This is a genomic window from Streptomyces sp. NBC_01296 (assembly GCF_035984415.1).
In the GTDB taxonomy this organism is placed as follows: domain Bacteria; phylum Actinomycetota; class Actinomycetes; order Streptomycetales; family Streptomycetaceae; genus Streptomyces.
Genome location: NZ_CP130720.1, coordinates 6,275,239 through 6,291,312, shown reverse-complemented (window position 1 = coordinate 6,291,312; position 16,074 = coordinate 6,275,239). Strand labels below are relative to the sequence as shown.

Genomic DNA, 16,074 nt, shown 5'->3' with positions numbered 1-16,074 from the left:
ACGAGTAGGGTCGAGGGGCGGCCGAAGCCAGTTGCGTTGGCTTCGGCCGCCCCTTCTCTCCTCGTCCCGGTCAGGCCGTCCGGCGGCGCAGCCACCAGGAGCAGAACCCGGCCAGCAGCGCGGAGAGCGCGAGGAAGATCCCGGTCTCGATCCACTGGAAGGTCCAGTAGCGGTCGGCGGGCTGGTAGTCGACCTCTATGTGGAGGTTCGACGTGGCGAAGCAGTCGAAGGCGTCCTTCTTGGGATCCGCGCAGCCCTGGGCACCGCGGACCTCCCTGCCGGAGGGGTCGAGCACCGCACCGGGATCGGACACGACCCAGACTCCGGGTTTGAGGACCCCCACCCTCAGGTAGGTGCCGTCTCCGGAACCCTTCAGCTGGACGTGGTTTCCGTTCCAGCCGCCCTTCGGCGCACCGGACTCCTCGCCGCCGCCGACCGGCGCCATGACGAGGGAGCTGAGCGCGACGTCGGTCGGCCACCCGGGCCCCGACGGGCTGATCTGGATACCCGGGCAGACGGGCTCCAGCGGCTTCGTCTCGGGCGGCCTCTCTTCCCGACTGGACACCTTCATCACCTTCGGCTGCGCGGGCAGCATCGAGGTGGCCTTCCACCTCGACAACCACCCGGACCGCGACCCGGCCCCCTTCACGGTCGACTGCCCCGAGACCGACCCGGCCCTCGTCACCGTCCCCCTCGGCACCGGCCTCCAGGGCGGCTTCGGCACCTGGGTGACGGCCTCGACCCCGTCCACCCGCTGGGGCGCCACGGTCGTCCAGCCCGAATGACCCATACACGCCACAGCGCCCGTCATCCCTGGTCGGGGACATGACGGGCGCCGTGTCGGAGTGCCGCACACCGTTGTACGGACCGTATGAGGGGTCCTCCCCCGCGAAGCCGCGGGGAGGGGCGGTGGGTTACACCATCAGGGAGCGGTCCGTCGGCTTGACCGGGTACGGGAGGGTGCTGCTGCCGGTCAGGTAGCGGTCCACGCCGCGGGCGGCCGAGCGGCCCTCCGCGATCGCCCAGACGATCAGGGACTGGCCGCGGCCGGCGTCGCCGGCCACGAAGACGCCGTCGACGTTGGTCGCGTACGACCCGTCGCGCGCGACGTTGCCGCGCTCGTCCAGCTCCAGGCCGAACTGGGCCACCAGGCCGTTGGCCTGGTCCGTGCCGGTGAAGCCCATCGCCAGGGTGACCAGCTGGGCCGGGAGGACCCGCTCGGTGCCGGGCTTCTGGACCAGCTTGCCGTCCTCGAAGGCGACCTCGACCAGGTGCAGGGCCTGGACGTTGCCGTCCTCGTCGCCCTCGAAGTGGGTCGTGGAGACGGAGTAGATCCGCTCGCCGCCCTCCTCGTGCGCCGAGGTGACCTTGTACAGCATCGGGAACGTCGGCCAGGGCTGCCCCGTGGGCCGGTCCTCCGACGGGCGGGGCATGATCTCCAGCTGCGTGACCGAGGCCGCGCCCTGGCGGTGGGCGGTGCCCACGCAGTCCGCGCCCGTGTCGCCGCCGCCGATGACGACCACGTGCTTGCCCTCGGCCGTGATGGGGGGCGCCATGAAGTCGCCCTCCTGCACCTTGTTGGCCAGGGGCAGGTATTCCATCGCGAAGTGGATCCCGCGCAGGTCGCGCCCGGGAACCGGCAGGTCGCGGGAGACCGTGGCGCCGGCCGCGATGACGACCGCGTCGAACCGCTTGCGCAGGTCGGTCGCGGACAGGTCGCGGCCGATCTCGATGCCGGTGCGGAACTTGGTGCCCTCCGCGCGCATCTGCTCGATGCGGCGGTTGATGTGCACCTTCTCCATCTTGAACTCGGGGATGCCGTAGCGCAGCAGGCCGCCGATGCGGTCCGCGCGCTCGTACACCACCACGGTGTGGCCGGCCCGGGTGAGCTGCTGGGCCGCGGCCAGGCCCGCGGGGCCCGAGCCGATGACGGCCGCCGTCTTGCCGGACAGCCGCTCCGGCGGCTGCGGGGTCACGTTGCCGTTGTCCCACGCCTTGTCGATGATCGAGACTTCGACGTTCTTGATCGTGACGGCCGGCTGGTTGATGCCGAGGACGCACGCCGACTCGCACGGAGCGGGGCACAGGCGGCCCGTGAACTCCGGGAAGTTGTTCGTGGCGTGCAGGCGCTCGGAGGCCGCCGACCAGTCCTCGCGGTACGCGAAGTCGTTCCACTCCGGGATCAGGTTCCCGAGCGGGCACCCGTTGTGGCAGAACGGGATGCCGCAGTCCATGCAGCGGCCGGCCTGCTTGCTGATGATCGGGAGCAGCGAGCCCGGGACGTAGACCTCGTTCCAGTCCTTCAGCCGGTCGGCGACCGGACGGGAACAGGCGGTCTCGCGCCCGGTGGTGAGGAAGCCCTTCGGGTCAGCCATTGGTCGCCGCCTCCATCATCTTCTCCGTCGTCTCGGACTCCGAGAGTCCGGCCAGCTCAGCGGCGTCCTTGGCGGCGAGCACTGCCTTGTACGTGGTCGGGATGATCTTGCTGAAGCGGTCGGCCGAGACGGACCAGTCAGCCAGGAGCTTCGCGGCCACGGTCGAGCCGGTCTCCTCCTCGTGGCGGCGCACCACATCGTGCAGCCACTGCTTGTCGGCGTCGGAGAGGGCTTCCACGGCGCTCGTGTTGCCGACGTTGACGTTGTTGATGTCGAGGTCGATGACGTACGCGACGCCGCCCGACATGCCGGCCGCGAAGTTGCGGCCCGTCTCGCCGAGGACGACGGCGCTGCCGCCGGTCATGTACTCGCAGCCGTGGTCGCCCACGCCCTCCGAGACGACCAGGGCACCGGAGTTGCGGACGCAGAAGCGCTCGCCGGTGCGGCCGCGCAGGAACATCTCGCCGCCGGTGGCGCCGTAGCCGATGGTGTTGCCGGCGATGGTCGAGTACTCGGCGAGGTGGTCGGCGCCGCGGTCCGGGCGGACCACGACCCGGCCGCCCGACAGGCCCTTGCCGACGTAGTCGTTGGCGTCGCCCTCCAGGCGCAGCGTCACACCGCGCGGCAGGAAGGCGCCGAAGGACTGGCCGGCCGAGCCGGTGAAGGTCAGGTCGATGGTGTTGTCGGGCAGGCCCGCACCGCCGAACTTCTTGGTGACCTGGTGGCCGAGCATGGTGCCGACGGTCCGGTTGATGTTCCGGATGGCGATCTGCGCGCGGACCGGCTGGGCCGCCTCGGCGGATTCGGCGTTCAGCGCGTCGGCCGCGAGCTCGATCAGCTCGTTGTCGAGTGCCTTCTCCAGGCCGTGGTCCTGCTCGATCAGGGCGTGGCGGACGGCGCCCTCGGGCAGCGCCGGCACGTGGAAGAGGGGCTCGAGGTCGAGGCCCTGGGCCTTCCAGTGCGTGACGGCCTGGCTGGTGTCGAGGAGCTCGGCGTGGCCGACGGCCTCCTCGATCGTACGGAAGCCCAGCTCGGCCAGGATCTCGCGGACCTCCTCGGCGATGAACTCGAAGAAGTTCACGACGAACTCGGGCTTGCCGGAGAAGCGGTCGCGCAGGACCGGGTTCTGCGTGGCGATGCCGACCGGGCAGGTGTCCAGGTGGCAGACGCGCATCATGACGCAGCCGGAGACGACGAGCGGCGCGGTCGCGAAACCGAACTCCTCGGCGCCGAGCAGCGCGGCGATGACGACGTCGCGGCCGGTCTTGAGCTGGCCGTCCGTCTGGACCACGATGCGGTCGCGCAGGCCGTTGAGCAGCAGGGTCTGCTGGGTCTCGGCGAGGCCGAGCTCCCAGGGGCCGCCCGCGTGCTTGAGCGAGGTCAGCGGGGAGGCGCCCGTACCGCCGTCGTGGCCGGAGATGAGGACGACGTCCGCGTGGGCCTTGGAGACACCCGCGGCGACGGTGCCGACACCGACCTCCGACACCAGCTTCACGTGGATGCGCGCGGCCGGGTTGGCGTTCTTGAGGTCGTGGATCAGCTGAGCCAGGTCCTCGATGGAGTAGATGTCGTGGTGCGGCGGCGGGGAGATCAGGCCGACACCCGGGGTGGAGTGCCGGGTCTTGGCGACCCACGGGTAGACCTTGTGGCCGGGCAGCTGGCCGCCCTCGCCGGGCTTGGCGCCCTGCGCCATCTTGATCTGGATGTCGTCCGCGTTGACCAGGTACTCCGAGGTCACACCGAAGCGGCCGGAGGCGACCTGCTTGATGGACGAGCGGCGCGCCGGGTCGTACAGGCGGTCCGGGTCCTCGCCGCCCTCACCGGTGTTGGACTTGCCGCCCAGCTGGTTCATGGCGATGGCGAGGGTCTCGTGCGCCTCGCTCGAGATGGAGCCGTACGACATGGCGCCGGTGGAGAAGCGCTTGACGATGTCGGCGACCGACTCGACCTCGTCGATCGAGATCGACGGGCGGTCCTCCGTCTTGAAGCCGAAGAGCCCGCGGAGCGTCATGAGGCGCTCGGACTGCTCGTTCACCCGGTCGGTGTACTTCTTGAAGATGTCGTACCGGCGGTTGCGGGTGGCGTGCTGGAGGCGGAAGACCGTCTCCGGGTCGAACAGGTGCGGCTCGCCCTCGCGGCGCCACTGGTACTCGCCGCCGATCTCCAGCGCGCGGTGCGTGGCCGCGATGCCGGAGGCCGGGTACGCCTTGGCGTGGCGCGCGGCCACCTCCTTGGCGATGACGTCCAGGCCGGCGCCGCCGATCTTGGTGGCGGTGCCCTGGAAGTACGCCCCGACGAACTCCTCGTTCAGGCCGACGGCCTCGAAGACCTGGGCGCCGCGGTAGGAGGCGACGGTGGAGATGCCCATCTTGGACATGACCTTCAGGACGCCCTTGCCGAGCGCGTAGATCAGGTTCTTGATGGCCTGCTCCGGCTCCAGGCCGGACAGGAACGTACCGGCGCGCAGCAGGTCCTCGACGGACTCCATGGCGAGGTACGGGTTCACGGCGGCGGCGCCGTAGCCGATGAGCAGCGCGACGTGGTGGACCTCGCGGACGTCGCCGGCCTCGACCAGCAGGCCCACCTGGGTGCGCTGCTTGGTGGCGATGAGGTGGTGGTGCACGGCGGAGGTGAGCAGCAGCGACGGGATCGGTGCGTGCTCGGCGTCCGAGTGGCGGTCCGAGAGGACGATCAGGTGGGCGCCGTTCGCGATGGCCGCGTCGACCTCGCCGCGGATCTCCTCGAGGCGGGCGGCCAGTGCCTCGCCGCCGCCGGAGACCCGGTAGAGGCCGGAGAGGGTGGCGGCCTTCATGCCCGGCATGTCGCCGTCGGCGTTGACGTGGATGAGCTTGGCCAGCTCGTCGTTGTCGATCACCGGGAAGGGCAGGGTGACGCTGCGGCAGGACGCGGCGTTCGGCTCCAGCAGGTTGCCCTGCGGGCCCAGCGAGGACAGCAGCGAGGTGACGAGCTCCTCGCGGATGGCGTCCAGCGGCGGGTTGGTGACCTGCGCGAAGAGCTGCGTGAAGTAGTCGAAGAGCAGCCGGGGGCGCTCGGACAGGGCCGCGATCGGGGAGTCCGTACCCATGGAGCCGAGCGGCTCGCCGGCGGTACGGGCCATCGGCGCGAGGATGACGCGCAGCTCTTCCTCGGTGTAGCCGAAGGTCTGCTGGCGGCGGGTGACCGAGGCGTGGGTGTGCACGATGTGCTCGCGCTCGGGCAGGTCCGTCAGCTCGATCTCGCCGGTCTCGAGCCATTCGGCGTACGGGGCGGCGCCGGCCAGCTCGGCCTTGATCTCGTCGTCCTCGATGATCCGCTTCTGGGCGGTGTCGACGAGGAACATCTTGCCGGGCTGCAGGCGGCCCTTGCGGACGACCTTGGCCGGGTCGATGTCGAGCACGCCGACCTCGGAGCCGAGGACGACGAGGCCGTCGTCGGTGACCCAGTAGCGGCCGGGGCGCAGACCGTTGCGGTCGAGGACCGCGCCGACCTGGGTGCCGTCGGTGAAGGTGACGCAGGCGGGGCCGTCCCAGGGCTCCATCAGCGTGGAGTGGTACTGGTAGAACGCGCGGCGGGCCGGGTCCATGGAGGTGTGGTTCTCCCACGCCTCCGGGATCATCATCAGCACGCTGTGCGGCAGCGAGCGGCCGCCGAGGTGCAGGAGCTCCAGGACCTCGTCGAAGGAGGCCGAGTCGGAGGCGTCCGGGGTGCAGATCGGGAAGATCCGCTCCAGCGCGCCTTCGCCGAAGACGTCCGAGGCCAGCTGGGACTCGCGGGCCTTCATCCAGTTCCGGTTGCCCTTGACCGTGTTGATCTCGCCGTTGTGCGCGACGAAGCGGTACGGGTGGGCCAGCGGCCAGGACGGGAAGGTGTTGGTCGAGAACCGCGAGTGGACCAGGGCCAGCGTGGAGGCGAAGCGGCGGTCGGAGAGGTCCGGGAAGAAGGGCTCGAGCTGGCCGGTGGTCAGCATGCCCTTGTAGACGATGGTGCGGGCGGAGAGCGACGGGAAGTAGACCCCGGCTTCGCGCTCGGCGCGCTTGCGCAGCACGAAGGCCTTGCGGTCCAGCTCGATGCCGGTGCTTCCGTTGCTGACGAACAGCTGCGAGAAGGCCGGCATGGTGGCGCGGGCGCCGTTGCCGAGCAGGTCCGGGGTGACCGGGACCTCGCGCCAGCCGAGGACCGTGAGGTTCTCCTCGGCGGCGATGGCCTCGATCTGCTCCACGGCGACGGCCTGTGCGGTGCCGTCGGCGGGGAGGAAGGCGATGCCGACGGCGTACGCGCCGGCCTCGGGGAGCTCGAATCCGGCCACGTCGCGCAGGAACGCGTCCGGGACCTGGGACAGGATTCCGGCGCCGTCGCCCGAGTCCGGCTCGGATCCGGTGGCACCACGGTGCTCGAGGTTCCGCAATACGGTCAGCGCCTGCTCGACCAGCGTGTGGCTGGCCTCGCCGCTGAGGTTGGCCACAAAGCCGACGCCGCAGGCGTCGTGCTCGTTGCGCGGGTCGTACATGCCCTGCTGGGCGGGGCGACCGTCCATGGGCGACCAGGCGGTGGTGCTGAGGCCGGTCGCGGAGTGCGTGGATGCGGAACGCATCGGCTCTCCCGTCGTCGTCGTGGCAAAGGTGCGTGCCGAGGGACGACGTTGGCCCTCTGCGAAATTTCGTGCAGGTTACATGATGACGGCAATCCCGAGAAGCGGATATGGCGTTTCACCATGCGGACACTGCACGCAGCAGAAAGTGCAGATCTGGAGACGTTCAGACGCACGCAGCGGGCGGGCATCATTGCCCTGCGCGCGGCGCCCTGGTCTGATGCCCGGCGGACACGGAATCGAAACCGCCGGGTAATGGACTACTTATGTCACGGACTGCATAGTCTCACTACTTGCGCGGTCAGCCTACGGCTCCGCCGATCCAGGTTCCCAGGACGTACGTCACACCCGCGGCCGCGCCGCCCAGCAGCAGCTGCCGCAGACCGCTGTACCACCAGCTCCGCGCGGTCACCCGGGAGACCACCGCGCCGCAGGCGAAGAGCCCGGCCAGCGCGAGCAGCACCGCGGGCCACAGGGAGGTGGCACCGAGCAGGTACGGCAGCAGGGGCAGCAGCGCGCCCAGCGCGAAGGAGCCGAAGGACGAGACCGCGGCGACCATCGGCGACGGCAGGTCGTCGGGGTCGATCCCGAGCTCCTCGCGGGCGTGGATCTCCAGCGCCTGGTCGGGGTCGCGGGACAGCTGCATGGCGACCTCGCGGGCGAGGGCCGGCTCGACGCCGCGCGAAACGTACAGCTCGGCCAGCTCCTCCATCTCGTCGATGGGGTGCTTGCGCAACTGCTGACGCTCTATGTCGAGTTCGGCGAGGACCAGCTCGCGCTGCGAGGCGACGGAGGTGTACTCGCCGGCCGCCATCGAGAAGGCTCCGGCCGCGAGGCCCGCCAGCCCGGTGATCACCACGGTCTGCGGGGAGACGGCGCCGCCGGCCACGCCGGTCATCAGCGCGAGGTTGGAGACGAGCCCGTCCATGGCTCCGAACACGGCCGGCCGCAGCCATCCGCCGTTGACGTCACGGTGGGTGTGGTTGTCTCGGTGCGCGGTGTGCAGCGGTGCTTCGATGTCGATGATGGACATGCCCGTCGTCTCCCCTTTTGTACGAGCGGGTACGCGGAACCACGCCATGCGCGACGCGCAGGCAGCCACTCCCCCTGAACACCTCGAAACTACGCACGATTTCTGCCGCCCGCCAGCAAGGAAGGCCGTACTTACCTGGGGTTTCGCGGGTCGGCGACCGGGTGACGGGGGTCTGGGCGGGGTGTTTCGCGGCGAGTGACAAACCATATGTCATGGCACAAATCCCCCAAGGGCTCATGATGGGCCCCATCCAAGTGGGAGAGGCGCCGCCATGGAGCTGATGAAGCAGATTGCATGCAATCCGCAGGTCCTCCTCGAACGGGCCAGGGGCGCTCTTCTGGGCCTCGCGGCGGGTGACGCGCTCGGGGCCCCCGCCGAGAACATGAAGCCCTCCGAGATCCGGGCGAAATGGGGCCGCATCGAGGGCTTCGTGTCGGAGGACCCGGCGGGCACCGACGACACCGAGTACGCGATCTTCTCGGGGCTGCTGCTGGCCCGCCACGGGTCGGCGCTCACCGTCTCCCACGTCGAGCGGGCCTGGCACCACTGGATCGCCGACCTCGACGAGGGGCCGTTCCGCGGGGCCGGCTTCAGCGAGCGCGGCACCCTGGAGAACCTCCGCCGGGGCCTCGCGGCCCCCATCTCCGCGCAGCACCGCCACGCCTGGTCGGACGGTCTGGCGATGCGGGCGGCGCCCTTCGGGGTGTTCGCGGCGGGCCGCCCGGCGGAGGCCGCCCGGCTGGTCGCGATCGACGGCTCGGTCAGCCACGACGGCGAGGGAATCTACGGCGGCCAGGCGGTGGCCGCGGGCGTCGCCGCCGCGATGGCGGGCGGCCCGCCCGCATCCGTCGTCTCCGCGGCCCTGTCGGTCATCCCCTCCGACTCCTGGACGGCCCGCTCGCTGCGCCGGGCCGTCACGGCGGCCCCGCGGGGGGAGCGGGCGGTGCGCTCCGCGGTGGTGATCGGCGGCTACCCGTGGACGGACCTGGCCCCGGAGGCGGTGGGCCTGGCGTTCGGCGCCTTCGCGGCATGCGGCGGCGACTTCCCGTCGTCGGTCCTGACGGCGGTGAACATGGGCCGCGACGCGGACACGACGGCCGCGGTGGCGGGCGCCCTCGCCGGCGCCCTGTCGGGCGTCGCCGCCATCCCGGCCGCCTGGGCGGCGGCGATCGGCCCGGTCCGGGGCAGCTGCCTCCCCTCGATGCGGGGCTACCACGTCCTGGACATCGCGGACCTCCTCACCCCGGAATCCGAGACCCCCCGATGACGGCCCCCTCCGTCCCCCCGAACCCGCCGGCGGTCGACGCCGGGCCGCACGCGGAGGTGCGCACCGACCCCGCAGGGTCCGGGGAGACCCGCGCCCCCCGGCCCGCCCCCCGGCCCCCCGCAGGGGTCCGCCGGATCGAGGGGTTGCTGCTCGGGCTCGCCGCGGGCGATGCCGCCGGGTGGCCCGCCGCCCGGCACCGGGCCAGCCGCATGCCCGAGTGGACCCGCCGCCTCACCCGCGAGCTCGACACCTTCGCCGAGCAGAACCAGACCACGACCCTCCCCGTGCCCATCGCCCTGAACCAGCCCCCGGAACCCCTGCGCCTCGGCCCCTCCGACGACGCCGAATGGGCCGCCTTCGCCGCCGAATCCGTGCTCACCGCGGCCGGCGTGCTGCTCAGCGACCTCAGCCGGTCCCGCCGGATGCGGGCCGCCATCGACCTCGCCTGGAACGCCCTGGCCAGCGAGATCGCCGCGGCGGCCGAGCGCGCCCCCGAGGTGGAGTCGGCCGTGCTCCCGCTGCGCGCCCGCATCTCCGTCCGCGCCGGCCTCGGCAACCTCGCCGCCGGCCTGCGCCCGCCCGCCACCGGCCACGACAACCCGCACTACTTCGACGACGCCGCCTGCATCCGCGCCTGCGTCCTCGCCGTCGTCCACCCCGGGGACCCGGCCGCGGCCGCGGACCTCGCCGAGTTCGACGCCCGCTACACCCAGGACGGCGACGGGGTCCACGGCGCCCGCGCCATGGCCGCCGCCCTCGCGGCCGCCCTCGCCGGCGCCGACACCGACACCGCCGTCGACGCCGCCCTCGGCCAGCTCCCCGAGGCCACCGAGATCGGCCGCAACGCCCGTCACGCCGTCAAGCTCGCCCGTGCCCACGGCGACGGGGGCGGCGCCTTCGCCATCGTCCCCACCCTCGAGCACGAGATCGTCGACCACGTCTACAGCTACGGCATCGCCGCCGCCGAGACCGTCCCCGTGGCCCTCGCCCTCGCCACCGCCGCCCGCGGCCGGGCCGCCGAGGCCGTCCCGGCCGCGGCCTGCCTGTCCCGCGTCGCGGACTCCGCCCCCGCCCTCGCCGGCGCGCTCACCGGCGCCCTCGGCGGCGGCGACTCGATCCCCACCGCCTGGCGCGAGGCCTGCCGCACCCTGTCCGGCTGCGCCCTCCCCCGTCTCGCCGGCACCGATCTGGTCGAACTCGCCGCGCTGCTGGCTCGTACGGAACTCACCTCACCCAAGGGATGATTCGGACATGACGCTCACTCTCGAAGACCGGGCGGCCGGCTGCCTCGTCGGAGCCGCGGTCGGCGACGCGCTCGGCGGTCCGGTGGAGGGCTGGTCCCCGGACCGGATCGTGGAACGGCACGGCGGCCGCGTGCACGGCATCGTCGGCCCGTGGCACGAGGACTGGCGTACGGCCCGACCCATCGCGCCGTACCACAAGGGCGACGGGCACGTCACCGACGACACCCTCATGACGCATGCGCTGGTACGGGTCTACGAGGCCGTACGGGACCACCTCGACGCGTATGCGATCGCCGACCACCTGGTCCCGGACCTGATGACCAACCCGCGCTGGATCCCCGAACTCGAGGCCGAGGCCCTGCCCCTCCAGCGGATCTTCCTCGCCGAGAAGTGGATCGTGACCCGGCTGCACTACGCGCACGCGGACCCGCGCGAGGCGGGCAACGGCAACATCGTCAACTGCGGTGCGGCGATGTACATGGCGCCGGTCGGCATCGTCAACGCGGGCAATCCGGCGGGCGCGTACGCGGAGGCGCTGGACGTCGCCGGCGCGCACCAGTCCTCGTACGGGCGCGAGGCGGCGGGCGTCTTCGCCGCGGCGGTCGCGGCGGCGTGCGTGCCGGGGGCGACGGCGTCCTCGGTGGTGGACACGGCCCTGGCGCTGGCCAAGGACGGCACCCGGTCGGCCATCGAGGCGGTCTGCGAAGTCGCGGGCCGCCACCGGGACTTCGAGTCGGCCCTGGCCCCCCTGCGGGCGGCCGTCGCCCCGTACGACTCGGTGGGCCCGGACTACCGCTCCCCCTCGCTCGGCGCCCGCCGCCCGTCCCGCCTCCACGCGATCGAGGAGCTCCCGATCGCGCTCGGCATGCTGATCGTCGCCGACGGTGCGTACGAGGGCTCGGTGCTCGGAGCCGTCAACTACGGCCGGGACTGCGACTCCATCGCCACGATGGCGGGGGCGATCGCCGGAGCCCTGTCCGGCGCCTCGGCCATCCCGCCGGCCTGGGCCAAACAGGTCGCCGAGGCCAGCCGCCTCGACCTGCACGCCCCGGCGTCGGCGCTGGCCGCGGTGGCCCGCGAGGTCTTCGCCCTCGACGCCGCCCGCCGCCGCGCCCACGAGTCGGCCTTCACCTCGATCGCCGCCCCGCAGTGACCGGCACCCCGCCCTGCGATGCCCCTGCCCTCCCGGCCGCGCCGGTACGGCTCAGCTGGGTGCAGCCGGAGGACCTGGTCGGGCACGAGCTGCGGCAGGCCGCCGAGGACGGGCGGGACGCGGAGCCCCTGCTCCGCGCCTGGCTCACGGCCGGCGGCCACCCGGCGCCCGGCCGGGCCGGCGCCTCCACAGCCCCGGCCCCGCCGGAGCTGCGCGCCCTGGCCTCCCGGCTCCTGACCGAACTCGAGGGCCTCCCCTCCCCGTCGGCCCGGGACGAGCCGACCGCCTGGCCGGACATCACCGCGACATGGACCGTGACGCGGACCGCGACGTGGACCGCGCCGCCGGTCGCCGCCGGCCACCGGGGCGGCCCCGGGCTGCGGGAGCGGCTCGAGCGGGCCTGGGTGGGGCGGGCCGTGGGGTGCGTGCTCGGGAAGCCCGTGGAGAAGCTCCCGCTCGAGGGGATCCGGGCGCTGGGCCGGGCCGCCGGGAACTGGCCCCTGGACGACTGGTTCACCGAACACGGCGTCCCCGCGGAGCTGCTGGCCGCCCACCCCTGGAACCGGCGCTCCGCCGCCACCTCGCTCGCCGAGAACATCGACGGCGCCCCCGAGGACGACGACCTCAACTACCCCCTGCTGAACCTGATCCTGCTGCGCCGGTACGGCAGGGGCTTCAGCACCGCCGACGTCGCCCGCCTCTGGCTCGACGAGCTCCCCGCCGGCCGGGCCTTCACCGCCGAGCGCCTCGCGTACCGGAACCTGCTGCTCGGGCTCGAGCCTCCGGCCACCGCCACCCACCACAACCCCTTCCGCGAATGGATCGGCGCCCTCATCCGGGCCGACGTCCACGGCTGGACCAACCCCGGCGACCCGGCCGCCGCCGCGGCCCAGGCGTACCGGGACGCCGCCCTCACCCACACCGGCAACGGCCTGTACGCCGCCCTCTTCACCGCCGCCGCCATCGCCGAGGCCGCCGGCGGCCGGGCCGACGTCCACACCGCGCTCCGGGCCGGACTGGCCGTCGTACCGCCCCGCTCACGGCTCGCCGAGGCCGTCCGGCACGCCGTCGACACGGCCGCCCGGCACGCCGACGCCGGCTTCGACCGCGTCGTGGACCACCTGCACGCCCGGTACGGGCACTACCACTGGGTCCACGCCGTCCCCAACACCGCCCTGATCGCCGCCGCCCTCACCCACGCCGACGGGGACTTCACCCGCTCCGTCTGCCGCGCGGTGTCCGGCGGCTGGGACACCGACTCCAACGGGGCCACCGCCGGCTCCCTCGCCGCGCTCGTCGACCCGAACGGCGTCCCGCACCGCTGGTCCGCCCCCCTCAAGAACCGCCTCGCCACCACCGTCCCCGGCTTCGACGGCATCGGCTTCGACGCCCTCGCCCACCTCACCGCACAGGAGGCAGCCCGCCCATGACGGCCATCGCCGTGCTCGGCAGTACCAACATGGACCTCGTCGCCTACGTCCCCAAGGCCCCCCGCCTCGGGGAGACCGTCACCGGCCGCGCGTTCCGCACCGTTCCCGGCGGCAAGGGCGCCAACCAGGCCGTCGCCGCCGCCCGCTGCGGCGGGGAGGTGGTGATGATCGGCGCGGTCGGGGCCGACGAGTTCGGCGTACGGCTGCGCTCCGCGCTCGCCGCGGCCGGGGTCGAGACCGCGGCCCTGCGCACCGTCGAGGGCGCCAGCGGCACCGCCCACATCACCGTGGACGACGAGGGCGGCAACAGCATCATCGTCATCCCGGGCGCCAACGCCCACGTCACCGGCCTGGAGGCGGGCGACGACTCCCGTATCGGCGCCGCCGATGCGCTCCTCCTCCAGCTCGAACTCCCGCTCCCCGCCGTCCTCGCCGGCGCGCTCGCCGCCCGCGCCCACGGCGTCCGTACGGTCCTCACCCCGGCCCCCGCCCAGCCGCTGCCCGCGGAACTGCTCGCCGCCACCGACCTGCTGGTCCCCAACGAGCACGAGGCGGCCGCCCTGACCGGCCTCACCGACCCGTACCAGGCCGCCGAGGCCCTGCTCCACGAGGTCCCGGAGGTGGTCATCACCCTCGGCGCGGCCGGGTCCCTGTACGCCGCCCGCGGGCGCGCGCCGCTGACCGTGCCCGCGCCCCGGGTCCGGGCGGTGGACACCACCGCCGCCGGGGACACCTTCGTCGGCGCGCTCGCCGTGGCCCTCGGGGAGCACCGGCCCGTGCCGCAGGCGCTGCGCTGGGCGTCGGCGGCGGCGGCGCTCTCGGTCCAGCGCCCGGGAGCCCAGGACTCGATGCCGACCCGCGCCGAGACGGACGCCTTCGCCGCGACGGTGCCCGGTCCCGAGGCCGGGACCGGCCGCTCCTGCGGAGCCGCCTCGTGATCCCCGGCGGGCAGCCCGGGGCCGGGGCCGGCGGCGGATCCGCGGCCGGGCCGCTGGCCGGGACGCGGGTGCTGGACCTCGCCACGCTCTTCGCCGGGCCGCTCGCCGCGACCCTGCTCGGGGACTTCGGCGCCGACGTCGTCAAGGTCGAGCACCCGCGGCGCCCCGACCCCTCGCGCGGCCACGGCCCCGCCAAGGACGGCGTCGGCCTGTGGTGGAAGCTGCTCGGGCGGAACAAGCGGACGATGACCCTCGACCTGTCCACGCCGGGCGGGCGCGACACCCTGCTGCGGCTGGCCGCCGAAGCCGACGTGGTCATCGAGAACTTCCGTCCCGGAACCCTCGAGAAATGGGGCCTGGGCTGGCCCGAGCTGTCCGCCGCCAACCCCCGGCTGGTCCTGACCCGCGTCACGGCCTTCGGCCAGCAGGGCCCGTACGCCCACCGCCCCGGCTTCGGCACCCTCGCCGAGGCGATGAGCGGCTTCGCCGCGATCACCGGGGAGCCGGACGGCCCGCCCACCCTGCCGCCCTTCGGCCTCGCCGATTCGATCGCCGCGCTGACCACCGCGTACGCGGTGATGACCGCGCTCGCCGGGCGCGCGCGCACCGGCCACGGGCAGGTGGTGGACCTGGCCATCATCGAGCCGATCCTCACCGTGCTGGGCCCGCACCCGCTCTGGTACGACCAGCTCGGCTACGTCCAGCCGCGCACCGGCAACCGCTCCACCAACAACGCCCCCCGGAACACCTACCGCAGTGCGGACGGGCTCTGGCTGGCGGTCTCCACCTCGGCCCAGTCCGTCGCGGAACGCGTCATGCGGCTCGTCGGCCGGCCCGAGCTGATCGCCGAGCCCTGGTTCGCGACCGGCTCCGGCCGAGCCGCCCACGCGCCCGTCCTGGACGAGGCCGTCGGGGGCTGGATCGGGCGCCACAAGGCCGACGACGTGGTCGCCGCGTTCGAGGAGGCCGAGGCCGCCGTGGCCCGGGTCTACGACGTACGCGACGTCATGGCCGATCCGCAGTTCGCGGCCCTGGACACCGTCACCGAGGTCGAGGACCCCGAACTCGGCCCGCTCCGGATGCAGAACGTCCTGTTCCGGCTGTCCGAGACCCCCGGCCGGATCCGCTGGGCGGGCCGCCCGCACGGCGCGGACACCGACGCCGTACTCACCGAACTGGGCCTGTCCGAGTCCGAGATCAGCGCACTCCGGATGGAGGGGGCCCTGTGATCCTGACCTGGCTGTACGTACCCGGCGACCGCCCGGAGGTGGTCGCCAAGGCCCTGCACTCCGGGGCCGACGCCGTCATCGTCGACCTCGAGGACGCGGTGTCGGCCTCCCGCAAGGAGTACGCCCGCGCCGCCACCGCGGAACGGCTGGCCGAGCGGCCTCCGGTCCCGGTCTTCGTCCGCGTCAACGCCCTGGACTCCCCCTGGGCCGGCGCCGACCTCACCGCTCTGACCGGGCTGCACGGCCTCGCGGGGCTGCGGCTGCCGAAGGTCTCGGCCCCGGAACAGATCGCCGCGGTCGCCGACCGCACCGGCGGGGTGGCCCTGCACGCCATGCTGGAGTCGGCGCTGGCCGTGGAGCGCGCGTACGAGATCGCCCGCGCCCACCCCGCGCTGCGCGGGCTCTCCCTCGGCGAGGCGGACCTCCGCGCCGATCTGGGCATCAGCGCGGAGGCGGGCCTGGACTGGCCGCGCTCCCGGGTGGTGGTCGCGGCCCGGGCGGCGGGGCTGGCCCCGCCCGCGCAGTCGGTCTTCCCCGACATCCGGGACCTGGAGGCGCTGGCCGTCTCCTGTGTCCGCGGGCGGGCGCTGGGCTTCCTGGGCCGGGCGGCGATCCACCCGCGCCAGCTGCCGGTGATCGAGCGGGCGTACCTGCCCGCCCCGGAGGAGGTGACCGCCGCCCAGGAGATCGTCGCGGCGGCCCGCCGCACCCCGGGAGCGGTGGCCCTGCCGGACGGCCGCTTCGTCGACCCGGCGGTCCTGGCGGGCGCGGAACGGGTCGTCGCGCTCGCCCGCCGGGAATGACGGCCGCGCCACCG

General features: G+C 73.5%; 12 protein-coding genes. 8 read left to right on the top strand and 4 right to left on the bottom strand.

Annotated elements, in window-relative coordinates; all coding sequences use genetic code 11:
• Positions 1 to 70: 70 nt before the first annotated feature.
• Positions 71 to 445, bottom strand: a complete 375-nt coding sequence (locus OG299_RS28640; protein ID WP_327363031.1) for a hypothetical protein — start codon at positions 443 to 445, stop codon at positions 71 to 73.
• Here OG299_RS28640 and OG299_RS28635 point away from each other — a divergent pair.
• The gene (locus OG299_RS28635; RefSeq protein ID WP_327363030.1) at positions 444 to 785 is read left to right on the top strand and encodes a hypothetical protein; all 342 of its coding nucleotides are present in this window, start codon (positions 444 to 446) and stop codon (positions 783 to 785) included. The genes OG299_RS28640 and OG299_RS28635 overlap by 2 nt on opposite strands.
• 129 nt (positions 786 to 914) lie before the next feature.
• On the opposite strand, the gene OG299_RS28630 is transcribed toward OG299_RS28635, so the two are convergent.
• The 3 genes from OG299_RS28630 to OG299_RS28620 all read right to left on the bottom strand — a co-directional run bounded on the left by OG299_RS28630 (position 915) and on the right by OG299_RS28620 (position 7,996).
• Complete coding sequence (locus OG299_RS28630; protein ID WP_266630194.1) at positions 915 to 2,375, bottom strand: glutamate synthase subunit beta; 1,461 nt, start codon at positions 2,373 to 2,375, stop codon at positions 915 to 917.
• A complete protein-coding gene (gene gltB / locus OG299_RS28625; RefSeq protein WP_442817599.1) occupies positions 2,368 to 6,909 on the bottom strand; it encodes a glutamate synthase large subunit in 4,542 nt (1,513 codons plus the stop codon). The genes OG299_RS28630 and gltB overlap by 8 nt, the downstream gene beginning before the upstream one ends.
• Positions 6,910 to 7,264: 355 nt before the next feature.
• Complete coding sequence (locus tag OG299_RS28620) at positions 7,265 to 7,996, bottom strand: VIT1/CCC1 transporter family protein (protein ID WP_327363028.1); 732 nt, start codon at positions 7,994 to 7,996, stop codon at positions 7,265 to 7,267.
• Between the two features lie 280 nt (positions 7,997 to 8,276).
• Between OG299_RS28620 and OG299_RS28615 the strand changes: the two genes are divergently transcribed.
• From OG299_RS28615 to OG299_RS28585, 7 genes are read left to right on the top strand one after another with little or no spacing between them, the layout of a single operon-like run.
• Positions 8,277 to 9,263: an ADP-ribosylglycohydrolase family protein gene (locus OG299_RS28615; protein WP_323179081.1), complete on the top strand. Its 987-nt coding sequence runs from the start codon at positions 8,277 to 8,279 to the stop codon at positions 9,261 to 9,263.
• Entirely contained in the window at positions 9,260 to 10,507 is a 1,248-nt protein-coding gene (locus OG299_RS28610) for an ADP-ribosylglycohydrolase family protein (RefSeq protein WP_327363027.1), read from the top strand. Before OG299_RS28615 ends, OG299_RS28610 begins: the two co-directional genes overlap by 4 nt.
• 7 nt (positions 10,508 to 10,514) lie before the next feature.
• Positions 10,515 to 11,660, top strand: coding sequence for an ADP-ribosylglycohydrolase family protein (locus tag OG299_RS28605; protein ID WP_266630184.1), 1,146 nt, complete (start codon positions 10,515 to 10,517; stop codon positions 11,658 to 11,660).
• Entirely contained in the window at positions 11,657 to 13,090 is a 1,434-nt protein-coding gene (locus tag OG299_RS28600; protein WP_327363026.1) for an ADP-ribosylglycohydrolase family protein, read from the top strand. Before OG299_RS28605 ends, OG299_RS28600 begins: the two co-directional genes overlap by 4 nt.
• Positions 13,087 to 14,028 (top strand): ribokinase, encoded by a 942-nt coding sequence (rbsK, locus tag OG299_RS28595; protein ID WP_327363025.1) that lies wholly within the window; start codon positions 13,087 to 13,089, stop codon positions 14,026 to 14,028. Before OG299_RS28600 ends, rbsK begins: the two co-directional genes overlap by 4 nt.
• Positions 14,025 to 15,257, top strand: a complete 1,233-nt coding sequence (locus tag OG299_RS28590; protein ID WP_405703523.1) for a CaiB/BaiF CoA transferase family protein — start codon at positions 14,025 to 14,027, stop codon at positions 15,255 to 15,257. The genes rbsK and OG299_RS28590 overlap by 4 nt, the downstream gene beginning before the upstream one ends.
• Positions 15,254 to 16,060, top strand: a complete 807-nt coding sequence (locus OG299_RS28585) for an HpcH/HpaI aldolase/citrate lyase family protein (protein ID WP_266630178.1) — start codon at positions 15,254 to 15,256, stop codon at positions 16,058 to 16,060. Before OG299_RS28590 ends, OG299_RS28585 begins: the two co-directional genes overlap by 4 nt.
• The last annotated feature ends 14 nt before the right edge of the window (positions 16,061 to 16,074 follow it).